Below are 12,207 nucleotides of genomic sequence, written 5' to 3' on the forward strand. Positions count from 1 at the left end.
GGCCACGACTACTTGTGATGGCAGGCATCTGTGCGGGGTTGGAGAAAAAAACCGCTTTTGGTGACCCGATTCTAGCCAGCAAGGTATGGGATTGGACGAGTTCCAAATGGGACGTGGACGAGCAAGGCACAGAGCGAATTTTGCCCTCGCCCGACTATATTGAGGTCGACCGAGAAATCGTGTCGCGCTTTCGACTGCTGAACGAAGACTCCGCCTTCAAAGCTAAGTTGCGAGAATCGTGGCAGGCCTCGCCGCCTGAGACGGTGCTGACACTTCGGGATGCTCCATGCGCAAGCGGGCCGATCGTGATCGCCGACGGCAAAACGTTACTCGACATCAAGGAGAAGCAAAATCGGGATGTGCTAGCTTTGGAAATGGAAGCGTATGGTGTTCACTGCGCCGGCAGAATGGCGTCACATCCACGACCAATTACATTTAGTGTCAAATCCGTTTGCGACTTTGCTGACCCCCGTAAGAATGATGCGATGCAAAAATTTGCTTCGTATACGAGCGCGCGAACGGTGCATGAGTTCTTACGGCGCTATGCAGTTGAATTGATCAATAACCAAGCAGCATGATCGCAACAAGCATCTGCGTTTCCCGGACTTAACATACCCTGCCGCACTAGGGCATCAATGTCCTGACGCTTCAAACGCTCTAATCGCTGATACTAGCGACTACCAGTACTAGCAGGGTGCAAAGAACAGTCCGCACCTTCGCAAAACAGGGGCGGCCCGCCAGTCCCCCGGCGGCGCCGCATTTGCACCTTCGTTTTGCGATAGCGTATCGCTAGCACGGACGCCGTCTACGTCATAGTTACTGCATTGGCGCGCGGCGGAGGTTTTCACCGGCACCACAGCGCGCTGGTCCGAAAATAATGAGCAGTCGCAATTCGAATTGGCTTGGCGACTAGCAGGATCACGTGTGGATAACTGTGTTACATGAAGTCGGAATCGTTCGTTTTTAGTCCATGCGAGGACACGCCGATTGCTCTCGAGAGTTCCAGAATTCACTACCGTCTGTAGCTGAACTTCGGGTCGTCCCATTCACGCTCCCGTTTCTTGTCACCATCGTCGTCCGACGTTTCCGCAGTAATAACGGTCAGCGTTTTTCCATACGCGCCGAGGCCGACGACTTCTTCCTGTGCATCGACTTCATCGTCGCATCGAAACCACGACTGCAGATCAGCTTCACCATCCAGTTGCCGCGCGGAGTGTACGTTGTCCACGGTTTGATTAAAGTCACGGGTAAGCGAATCGCGGGGCAGGACAGATCCTTTTTTAAGATGGGTCAGACCTTTGATCCTGCGCATCGCCGGGGAAAGAAAGCAGTAGTCGACTGACGACCGTGAACTTACAACGACTGCAATAGCCGCGTCCGTAACCTCGGCGTAGCGGATTGCCGAGGCCGTGATTGAAGTCTTGCAGACTTCCGCCAGTTTCTCGATAGCGCCCAGGCCATCCGAATATTTGCCTGCCTCCTTGGAAAAAAGCGACGACGGCATCAACAGACCAGCGGCAAAGTGATCTGCCTGAAGTTCGATGGGATCTCCAGAGATGAAACCTGCGCGTGACTCATGCAAGCTCCTGCCCTCACTAAAGATATGGTCGGGATGGCCCGGCAGGAAGAAATGGCCGAGCTCGTGAGCGATGCTGAATCGCTGGAAGCCCTCATTGCGCACGTGGGTCGCGTAGCCGATGGCAAAGTCATTGACATGCCGGATTAGCATGCCCGACACCCCCGCTGCGATCGATGGCTTTGCCTCCACGAGGATCTCGTGGCTGCGTGCCAGTTCGATGACGTCAACCGGCAAGGTCAAACCGAAATCACTGACGACCTTTTCTGCCAGCTGCTCCGCATCGCGCAATGAGCTATCTCCCATTACCCCTCCCGTTTTCGCCGCTCGGCCAATTGCCGGATCATCTGGTTCGCAAATTCTTTATCTGCTTCATTAAGCATCTGGACGTCGCGATACAGCGACTCGTTGACGCTCGCGCCGACGGGGTCGTCGCTCCTTCCTAGCAGATAGTCGGTTGTGACATCCAACGCCTTGGAAAGCCTCCGAAGGTTGTCGAAGGACGGCTTTCGTGTCCCGTTCGGATTTTCAAAATGCGAGATGGAGGTCGACGGCAGGCCCGCCCGCTCGGCCAGTTCGCTCTGTGTCAACTGGCGAAGCGTTTCGCGGGCGTGCCTTAGCCGCTCAGCAAAGATATTTCGTGCGGAATTTTCCATGTGTCGATAAAAGTTACTGCGACTTGACAGAATCGACAAGTATGACTAGGCTTGATACAGCTTGTCGAATTCGACAAGTTCAGTTTAGCACGCTGCCCACTCTCAGCAAAGGACAAGGGTATGAATAACGATCGTCAGATTTACGAGTTTTCGTCATACAAGCGCAATGCGCTTGTTCAGGCGCTCGACCGGCTATGCCAAGAACTCGAACTTTCGCCCTCCCGGTATCAGCAGGCGCAAGAGCGCTACGAAATCGTCGGCGATTGGCTCGCCAGCTCTGACGAGCGTTACCTTTCCAGCGTCCTGGTCTATCCGCAAGGCTCGATCGCGTTGGGCACGACGGTCAAACCGCTGAATCAGACCGAATTTGATGTTGATCTCGTGTGCTTCCTTCCGAATATCGGCGCGAAATCCTCTCCAGCCGCCGTTAAGGGTCTGGTTGGCAACCGGCTCAAGGAGCACGGTCGGTACAGCGGCATGCTGGAGGAAAAGCAGCGGTGCTGGCGGGTCAACTATGCCAATGAATTTCATCTCGACATTACTCCCGCCATCACAAATGAGATGTGCGCTTATGGTGGAGAACTGGTTCCGGACCGAAAGCTCTCGAGCTGGAAGGCAACCAACCCTCAAGGCTATCGCGCCAACTTTGAACGCCGGGCCGCGTTGCGCCCTCGCCTTTACGCATTTGATCGCGCGATGGCGAAGGCGGATTCTGTGCAGAGCTTCCCCGAACAACAAATGTCGAAGCCGCCGCTGAAACGCATCGTCCAACTCCTGAAACGCCATCGGGACGAAGCCTTCTCAGCACCCGCTATGGGTGGGCTTGCGCCGATCTCGGTAATTGTGACCACGCTCGCTGCCTACTCTTACGAATACTGCGTGACGAAAAATACCTACGCCGACACGTATGAGCTAATCGTGGACGTTGTCCGTCACATGACCGACTTCATCCTGCGCGCCGACATTAATGGCCACACTGAATATCACATCGACAACGATGCAACGTTAGGTGAGAACTTCGCAGAAAAATGGAACATCGATCCGAGGCTCCCCACTGCATTCTTCACCTGGCACGCCAAGGTGCTCGATGATCTGTCGGACCTGCTCAGACTGGAGGGACAAGACGTGATCGCCGACCGTCTGGCCAAGTCTTACGGCGCCACCCGGGATCAGGCCGTCGCAGCGCTCGGAGGTCACGTGCGGTCACTGAATATTGCGCGAGCGAACGGATCCCTTCTGTTCACGCCATCAGTCGGCCTGACGACTGAGGCGATCGGAAAAACGACCGCGGTTCGTTCGAATACCTTCTTCGGGGATTGACGTGAGGCGATCGCCAAGCGCAAAACTTTCCCCTGCTCAACAATGGTTTCGGCTGCGCGCCGCCGGCCTTGAGGACGGCAAGGGGCGAGTCAGCAGTGGCGTACTGACGTGGGAGTTTTATGTGCGCCCCTCGCCAATTTCACGCCGCTATCACGTGCGCCTCACCTACAGGAATGATGACGTGCCACGAGTCATCGTTCTCGCTCCAGATCTTGAAATCCTTGCTTCAGAGCGACGACTACCCCACGTTTATTACGCATACACGCCCCTTTCACTTTGCCTTTACCTTCCAGGCTCGGGAGAATGGAAGGCAACTCAATCCCTGTCAGAGACGGTCGTTCCGTGGACCGCGCTCTGGCTCATGTACTTCGAAGACTGGCTCCTGACAGACGATTGGAAAGGAGGCGGGAAACACCCAGGCGATCTATGACAAACCAGAAGAAGCGCATTCTCTCCATCGATGGCGGCGGCATCAAGGGGGTCCTCGCCGCGGAGTTCCTCGCAACTATCGAGGAATCGACCAACCGGCGCATTGCTGAGCACTTTGACCTGGTCGCGGGCACCTCCACTGGCGGCATCATTGCGCTCGGACTCGGTTTAGGCCTGTCGGCGCGGGAGATCGTGAATTTTTATGTTAATCACGGACCGTCGATCTTCGAGCAGGCCCATGAAGAGAAAGTCGGGACGTGGATCGACAGGCTCCTGTCGCGAACGGATGACGCCGGGCGCAATGCACGGCAACTGGTCTGGCCCAAGTATGATCCGGCAAAGTTACGCAGTTCGCTCGAGGACGTGATGGGACGAAAAGTTCTGGGCGACAGCGGTTTGCGGCTGGTCATTCCCGCATACCACGCCGATAAGGAAGACCTTTACGTTTTCAAAACACGGCACCATGAACGCCTACGCGTCGACTGGAAAGAAAAAATCGTGGATGTCGCGCTGGCAACGGCGGCCGCCCCTACTTACTTTCGTGCTCACTCGTTGCCGAACGGCTCCCCTATCATCGATGGCGGAGTCTGGGCGAACAATCCGACCGGCGTCGCGACCGTCGAAGCGCGTAGCGTCCTGAACTGGAAAGACAACGATCTGTTCGTACTGAGTCTGGGCTGCACCGAAGAGGTTGTCGACATACCGCTTGACTCGGGATACAAGGATCTCCTGTTCAAGTCCACCGCGCTCTTCATGCAGGGGCAATCCCGCGGGTCCATGGGTACCGCATACCTGCTGTCGGAACATTCGGAAGCGTCTCCGCGCGTGTTCCGCTACCAGCCGAAGGTCGCGATCGGAAAGTTCTCACTTGACAGGACATCAATGATCGACAGGCTGCGAGGACTGGGCGCCGCGTGCGCGCGGGATGCGCTCCCGATGTTGATGCAGAACTTTCTCGACGTACCTGCCGACAGGTTTATTCCGATCGCCAGCGAGTGATCCGGAACCGCCCGCCCGATAGCCGGCATCACATCTACAAAATACGGTAAATAGGCCTCACAAACTAAGTACTGCAAACCATACACGGACTCACATGCCAAATCAGATTGAAAGAAAATGGATGATACGACTCGTCTTCTGGGCGAAAAAGTACGCAAAGAACAATCCGATCGTCTCAATAAGCTTCCTCAGTGGGATTGTGGGCGGCGGAACGCTTTTCTGGTATTACCTGCTGCTTGGCCAAATGCCCGATTTTACCCTGCCTCAAACAACAGGACTCTTCTCCGCGGCATTCCTTGCCGGCATCATCGTTATCGGAACTTTCGCACTCACCTGTGTGGCGCCGGCTGCCGTCGCAAGGTACGCGCTGGACGAAATGCTTCCCGAGAATCCGGCGCCTTCCCATTTCTGGATCCCCACCGAAGCGAAAGCAGAATCAGCAGCAAAAGTGACGTCGCAAATGCGTGCGGAACTGCTGAATCGTGCCTTTCCCGTGGAACTCACCGCACTGTCGATACTAGCGTGGTGCGGTATCGGGCTCACGCCTCTGGCTGAGTTCTTCTGGCCCGGCGACCCCGGTCTCGTGATTGTTATCTACGCAGTAATGGTCTTTACCCTGCTCTTGCTGGTGCTTCTGGGCAGCCTGTTACGCCGTGACCTCCGGATCGCGCTTCGCATTGTCGTCGCATTTGGATCTTCTGCCATTGCGACGCTGTTAATGCTACACAAGGCCGGCCTTGATCCATCGACCTCTCTGCTTTCGTTCAGTTTTCCGTCAGGCCTGATTCCAGACACATCCGGACCATTGATATCACGCCAGTTCCTTCGCCCCCACGTTTATGCACTCGCCGCCACACTTGCCACACTGGCAACGGGCTTGCTTGCTTGCGTTGCAATCCTCGGCGAACGTCGACGCCTGCAGCGCGACATCTTTTCGGGCCCTCCCTTCCCCAAAGTGCGCCCGTCAATGTTCACGACGCGGTTCTGGCTGGCACTGGTCTACGTAGCTTTCAGTTCTCTTCCTCTGATGCTGGCACTTGAATTTGCCAGGTTGAATGGGCCGGCGCATGCCATCCGGTCCCTGGGTACAATAATCCTATATCTCGCGCTCTTCAATCTTGCCTTTTTCTCGATGGCAAGCATGAAGCGTAATTTCTTCAAGGCGTGTCTGATTGCCGTCGGGTTCTTTGTAGTTACCGTGATGGTGCCCATGCAACGACCTACGGTCATCCCGAAAGGGGTCGTCTTTGCACTGGGATTGGGCAATTTCCACTCCTCTACGATCCTGCTCTCGTCCCTGCAATGTCCTCGCCTCGCTATCTACGGAATCGAATGTGAGGCAAAAAAGGACGATGCCGTCGTCGTAACCAATGTCAACGTCCTGAACAGGATGGGATCGACAGCAACACTGGAACTGCAGATCCGGCGCGAAGGACCCGACATCGACAGATCACTGACAGTCGCGGGATTTGCACTTTCCGCCGATCTGCAGGATCCTCCTGCGACGCGTAACCCCAAACCCGTTCTCATGACCCGGGAAGAGTCGGCTCATGATTTTGCAAATGGTGATCCGCAGCAACGCGTCATTGCTGCGCGGCAGTGTGACGATTCAATCGCAAGCTGGTTGCAGTCGCCATGGGAGACAGAAAAGTCCCGGCTCGCGAACCGAAACAAGTATGTCCGGCTATGGTGCGTGACGGTCAATGTACCTGCGGATCAACTACTCGACTTCGACAAGGACGGGACCCGTTCATACACGGGTGGCTACTCTGAGTTTATTGGCAGACGACCCGCCACAAAGACCTGATGCGACTGCCATGCGCTGTCTGCACAGCACTCGCTGACACGAAACGCCGTCGGAGCGCAAATTACCGCGGGGGCGCCAAGATATTGGCGTTTCCGCGTTGAACCTGCGCGTCAATCGCGAAAGGCATTGCGGCGGACCCGACGTTGGTCAGGATGATCACGCGCCACGGTCGTCCTAGCAGCGCGTGTTTCCGCAATTATGCGGATCCCTGCTACCGTTACGCTCTGCCTCACATTATCCGGTCAATTACTTCTGTCCCCCTCATCCGATGAACTTCAATCACATAGAGTGCGATATCAGGCACGCCATGATCCACCACCAGTTCCGCCACCGGCCTGACCGGTTTGCCTGACGGGCCAGCTGGGTAATCCGGAATTCGTCGGAACGTATTCGCACCGCGCCGGTGTGGCATCGGCCATGTATTGCCAGAATTCATGTGGCAAAGCCAGATCTGACCCCGGTACGCGTGGATAAACGGCACCGCGTCGATGGTGAGGACATCATGTTCCAGAGTCCGGTAGTCTCTTGCATTGAGCAGACCAAGAAGCCGTTCCTTCGTTGCCCAAAAAAACACCTTGGCGTTGATGATGCGGTACCACTCCTCTGGCGTAATGCCGTCCTGCAACGCGACCAGAAGCCGATTGTGCGGCATTGGCTTTTGATCGCGTAGTACGATTTTCTCCGGATGACCCGCCACGACTTCCATTTTAACTGGACGCTGCACGCTTTCGTAGCGCGTTCTGTCCTCACCCGTCAGTCTGAAATGATCCAGTACGGCACTCGCGCTCAGTAGCCCGCGTGCCCTGATACTGTCCCATGTATCACGTTCTGCCATATGGTACAAACGCGGATACGCTTCAATCAGCTTGTCAATTTCCATATTCTGTTATCTGGTGTGGGATCGGGCAGTCCAGTTGCGGCGATCGATTAGTGAGCGCAGATCGTCGGTCCCGTCTTCCTCACGCGGGAAGCGCGTATTGATCAGCGACACTGGTGCCTGCGAAACCCGCTCAAGTTCCTCCACAAACTTGATCGTGTCGGGAGCCAACTGTTCGAAACGCCGCGCGTTCCGATTGCTGGAATGGAGGTAATCCGCGAACGTCAATACAATATCGGTCGGAGCGTTAAGCGCACAAGCCTTCCGGAACTGCTCCCATTCAAACCAGCCCACTCGACGTTTTCGTTTCGTGGTTGAGGTTTTTTCCGCTTTGTGCAATGCCGACGCGTCGAGCTTCGCATGCCTGGCGATCTCATCAAAACTTGTCTCATGTTTAAGCGGGCCTGACGTGTGCCCTGATTCACCATCGGGATCACCCACGCGGATGGGCATTGGGCGTATGACCATGAGAATCTTGCGCACGCGACTCGGCGAAATGCCGGCCTCTGCGAGACATCCCGCAACGTTCGTATCGCGCGAGGTTACATATGGATAAGTTCCATGAAAAAGGCTGAGCCCACTGCCCTGCGTACCCTCAAGCAGTATGGACTGGCCTTTCCGGTAGGCCTCTTCAAGCCGGTCGGCAGTGGTGCCGCGGTAATTCCCCTCAGCACCCACATAGGGCACCAGTGCCGGCACGTCCTTGGCCATGCGGAAGGCAGCTTTACCGCGGCTAAGTATGCGCCTCGCCGTTGCAGCACCACTACCGCTGCCAGTCGAAGCGATCGTCGCAACAAGGTGTTCACCTTCCCGCTCAACATCCTCGTCTTCGATGATGGTGGCCTGGGGGTCAATGAACAATCGGTCCGGCCCGATGCCGCAATCGCAAATTTCATCGAATAGACCCTTGAGACGAATGGTCATGCCTGGCCCAAGAAGCAACCGGGCATCAACGTCGCGAGCGCCGGAGGGTAGATGGTGATAGGTGTAAGGTCCCTGCGGGCTTGCGACGGTGTGCCCCGCGTTCGGCCCGCCGACCCGCACTATAACGTCGTATTCCCGGGCCAGATAGGAAACGACGTTGCCCTTGCCCTCACTTCCATATTGACCGCCAATCAGAACATCAACGCATCGGATTTCGGGCGGCGTGAAAAGATGCAACCGAGCAGCCACTCGGACGAGCGTGTCGCGTGAGTCAGACCGCGTAGTGTAGATCCGGACATCGGCGTCGTTCTTGAGTGCGTCGATGTCCTGTTCATCTTTCAGGTGGTCGATCTCGGCATATGAAGGCGCGTTCTCCCTTGTACCCTCTGTACGCGCGTACCGGGCCTGCAACGTTTCGTTGCTTGCATAGAGATGCACATGAATCAAATCTTCCCCAAAGACCCTGCGAAACTGAGCCACCTCGGCGGGAGTGCCGAGATGGTCAACGACGACCGATTTGGCCGGATCCAGTCCCTTCAGCACTTCCTGGGTTGCGTGAAGCAACCATGGGGGATCGGTCTGCTTATCCGCCTGCAACCCGCCCCCGGTCAATATGCCTGTGTCGCCTGAGTCGGCCTCGGGACTGTCGGGACCATGCAGGACCCTCCTGCTTCGCACGACCCGAAACTGGAATTCCCTTTCGAGGAGATCCGCCAAGCCGCTCTTGCCGCTACATGTCTTCCCACTGATGACCACGATCTGACGGTTGCGCATACGTTAGACCTCCCAGTTATCAACGATCTGCGCGGCGATATCCGTTGCCGAAGCCTGGGTGGTATCGTAAATTTCGTCAGCGATAGAGCCCAGTGATCGCGCTGCAACTTCGTTTGGATGCGCGTTCGCGACACCATAGTCCGGGTCGGCTGCCGAACGCCCTGCGGCGTAGCGGGTCCGCAATATCTGCTCCGGCGCGCATAGATGCACGTGTTTGACGAGGTGAGGAAATTGCGCGCGGAAGTGATCGACCTGGCGTGGCTTTCGCACTGCGTCCAGCAGCCAGTTTTCCGTCGGAGCCGCTGCTTCCACGGCAGGACGCGCGACCTCGTCAATAACCCACGCGAAGTCGGTCTCGACGTCGAGCTGGTCACCCAGATCCTGAAGCTGGGAGCGCTCGACGTAGACGCCGCTCTGCTGGGCGTAGCTGCGGAGATAGCCGCTGCTGCTGATTCCTGAAAAGGCGTGATTTTCTTTGAGCGCCTGGGCCACAGAGCTTTTGCCAGACCGCATTGGACCACTAAGAAGTAGTAATCGCTTGATCGTCATGACCGTCCCCCGAGTCAGTGTTAAGCGCTTGCTCTCAATCTGTATTTTTGAATGGTGCCAGGAATCGCAAATCACTACGCGACCCGGTCAACGTTTAGCCCCCCAGCTTTTTTGCTAACGAAGCTTTCTCTCGCGTCTGTACCGGGAAAACGCATACCGTCCCAGACTGTTCACTATAGATCAATCTTGGACTGCCCACGAGTCCCTTGCGCATGCCACGACAATGCGGTGTCCCGTCTCCCCCAATGCACGAGTGAAGACACGATCAAAATATGCAATAAGCATCACCATTTTCTGCCATGACGAGCCGCCGACACCCAACATCAATTGTTGGTGTAGCACCCTCTCCAAAGCCCGGGGTTTAATACAATCACCTCATTTCATCGTCATGCACGGGCTCGTAAAGACCTAGCCCAAGCTGAACTCTGTCCATGTAATTACCGAAGAAAGTCAGGTGAGCCAGCGCAGGCCCAGTTGAGATCTCATCGTTTGCGTGCCATCTCCCTACCGGGATCTACTTGTTTCCGAACACCCTTGCGATCTGCTGCGCCCGCTTGACGTCATCGCCATGCAGGTAGATCGAGGTCGTCGAGATCGAGGCATGACGAAGGTTATCGCGCACGATGGTCAGTTCGGCACCGTGCGCGAGCGCATGGGTCGCATGCGTGTGGCGCATCCAGTGCGGACTTGCCTGTCGCAGTTTTTGTGCAACCGCCGTGCTGTCGGTTTCGATGAGGTCGGCAGCCCTGGCAAAGAATCGCTGCAGCACGCTCCAGAGCCGCACGCTGGTGATGTGCGCCGCCCCGTTTTCCGCGAGACTCGCGATCAACGGCGTGTCCTGGCGCCAGCGGCTGGGTGTCACGGGCAACCGGCGCTCCAAAAGATGACGATCGAGCGCCGTGCGGGCGAGCGGCGGCAAGGCGACCCTGGCCACCTTGCGCCCTTTCCCGACGACCTTGAGCCAATGGTCGCCGCGCGCGTCGGTCTCGATATCGCCGAGCGTCGCACCGGCCAGTTCGCTAGCGCGCAGGCCCGTGGCATACCCGAAGTCCAAGATGAAGCGCAGTCGCTGTGCCGCGTCGGGCGCCCAGCCATATGACCACTCAAGGCCGTCGGCAATCGCCCGGATCAGCAGCCATTCCCCTTCAGTGAACGCATGCGACGTGTCGAGCACACCCGCGCGGGCGCTGCCCCGCACCTTGACGCCGGCAAACGGATTCGCGAGGAGGTACCGCTGCTCGATGAGCCACCGGAACAGCGCGCCCAGCACGGACAGCGCATAGGCGGCCGAGCGGGCGGACAGGCCGCCCGAGAACGGGCGCCAGTCGGGTGCGCTGCGCGGCCGGACCGGTCCCACCCAGCGTTCCCGCGGCGTCGGCCGGCGCAGGAACGCACGATAGGCGACCGCGTCCTCGGTGGTGAGCGACGACAGCGCCCGCCCACGCTCGATGATCGCCCACAGGATGAGGCGCTCGGCCTCCTTGCGGTACACGCGCTGCGTCGCCGCAGACTCGTGCAGCGACAGCCACGCCTGCACCGCCTGGTAATCGTTGTCCGAATCGAGCGTGCAGGTAGCGCGCGGCGCGCGATAGGTGCCGGCCGAACCGTCGACCTCGTTGGGGAGCCTCAGTTGTTCCCACGGGACGATGCCGCTGGCCGGCGAGACGGCGATGAGCGCCCTCGCCCGCTCCGTCAGCGCCGGTTGCGCGGCGAAGAACGTCTCGATGCGCCGCGCACTCGCAACGCCGAGCCCGGGAATAATTTTCCACCACTGGCGCCTGCGAGGAATCCGTACCGTCAGGTCTGCCAGCGTCGAGATAGCGTGCGCGCGAAGGGTGGCGACCGCTCGCGCCGGCAGCCAGATGCCGATGTCGTCACTGATCTGCGGCGTCGGCACGCGCGCGTGCCGCAGGATCCCGATCGCGTCTGCGACCGCCTTCGCTTCCCGTAAACGCTCACCGTCAGGGTGCGCAAAAACCGTCGCGAGTTCCGACCGGCCGACCTGCCGCGCGAGCTTCGCCAGTCGGCGGCGAACTCCGCCAAGGACGCCGCGCGCCGACTGCCCTGCCCCGACGTGGTCCGGCAGGTAGCGTTCCACGGCTTGGCGAACCGGCATGCCGGCGTACCAGGCGCGCAGCATGGCCAGCTCGTCGGCATCGGGAAAATCCACTGAACGCGGTTCGGGTGAAGGTGTCGGGGTCAGGCGCGTTTTCATACGCGCCAGTTTGGTACAACAATAGTGCTATTGTGATAAGAATACTTATCACAATAGCTTGATTACACGGCAATTGACGAG

The 12,207-nt window shown here is 57.8% G+C and carries 11 protein-coding genes; 5 read left to right on the plus strand and 6 right to left on the minus strand.

The window, feature by feature from the left end; translation table 11 throughout:
• A partial coding sequence (locus tag PQQ51_RS31815; RefSeq protein WP_459252357.1) for a 5'-methylthioadenosine/S-adenosylhomocysteine nucleosidase family protein occupies nt 1-578 on the plus strand: 578 nt, incomplete at its 5' end.
• A 434-nt stretch (nt 579-1,012) separates the two neighbouring features.
• Here PQQ51_RS31815 and PQQ51_RS31820 read toward each other — a convergent pair.
• The gene (locus tag PQQ51_RS31820; RefSeq protein WP_408501171.1) at nt 1,013-1,882 is read right to left on the minus strand and encodes an ImmA/IrrE family metallo-endopeptidase; all 870 of its coding nucleotides are present in this window, start codon (nt 1,880-1,882) and stop codon (nt 1,013-1,015) included.
• A complete protein-coding gene (locus PQQ51_RS31825; RefSeq protein ID WP_408501172.1) occupies nt 1,882-2,232 on the minus strand; it encodes a helix-turn-helix domain-containing protein in 351 nt (116 codons plus the stop codon). Before PQQ51_RS31825 ends, PQQ51_RS31820 begins: the two co-directional genes overlap by 1 nt.
• Nucleotides 2,233-2,352: 120 nt before the next feature.
• Between PQQ51_RS31825 and PQQ51_RS31830 the strand changes: the two genes are divergently transcribed.
• From PQQ51_RS31830 to PQQ51_RS31840, 4 genes are all read left to right on the plus strand, one after another.
• Nucleotides 2,353-3,552, plus strand: coding sequence for a nucleotidyltransferase domain-containing protein (locus tag PQQ51_RS31830; RefSeq protein WP_408501173.1), 1,200 nt, complete (start codon nt 2,353-2,355; stop codon nt 3,550-3,552).
• Between the two features lies 1 nt (nt 3,553).
• A complete protein-coding gene (locus PQQ51_RS34495) occupies nt 3,554-3,982 on the plus strand; it encodes a type II CBASS E2 protein (protein WP_494478658.1) in 429 nt (142 codons plus the stop codon).
• Complete coding sequence (locus PQQ51_RS31835) at nt 3,979-4,980, plus strand: CBASS cGAMP-activated phospholipase (RefSeq protein WP_408501174.1); 1,002 nt, start codon at nt 3,979-3,981, stop codon at nt 4,978-4,980. Before PQQ51_RS34495 ends, PQQ51_RS31835 begins: the two co-directional genes overlap by 4 nt.
• 94 nt (nt 4,981-5,074) lie before the next feature.
• Entirely contained in the window at nt 5,075-6,787 is a 1,713-nt protein-coding gene (locus PQQ51_RS31840) for a hypothetical protein (protein WP_408501175.1), read from the plus strand.
• Between the two features lie 229 nt (nt 6,788-7,016).
• On the opposite strand, the gene PQQ51_RS31845 is transcribed toward PQQ51_RS31840, so the two are convergent.
• From PQQ51_RS31845 to PQQ51_RS31860, 4 genes are all read right to left on the minus strand, one after another.
• Entirely contained in the window at nt 7,017-7,667 is a 651-nt protein-coding gene (locus PQQ51_RS31845) for a DUF7002 family protein (RefSeq protein WP_408501176.1), read from the minus strand.
• 6 nt (nt 7,668-7,673) lie between these two features.
• On the minus strand, nt 7,674-9,362 hold the full coding sequence (locus PQQ51_RS31850; protein WP_408501177.1) for an adenylosuccinate synthetase: 1,689 nt from the start codon (nt 9,360-9,362) through the stop codon (nt 7,674-7,676).
• A 3-nt stretch (nt 9,363-9,365) separates the two neighbouring features.
• Nucleotides 9,366-9,911 (minus strand): ATP-binding protein, encoded by a 546-nt coding sequence (locus tag PQQ51_RS31855; RefSeq protein ID WP_408501178.1) that lies wholly within the window; start codon nt 9,909-9,911, stop codon nt 9,366-9,368.
• A 514-nt stretch (nt 9,912-10,425) separates the two neighbouring features.
• Nucleotides 10,426-12,126 (minus strand): site-specific integrase, encoded by a 1,701-nt coding sequence (locus PQQ51_RS31860; protein ID WP_408501179.1) that lies wholly within the window; start codon nt 12,124-12,126, stop codon nt 10,426-10,428.
• Nucleotides 12,127-12,207 lie beyond the last annotated feature (81 nt).

The organism is Paraburkholderia xenovorans, from assembly GCF_046030735.1.
Classification (GTDB): Bacteria; Pseudomonadota; Gammaproteobacteria; order Burkholderiales; family Burkholderiaceae; genus Paraburkholderia; species Paraburkholderia xenovorans_A.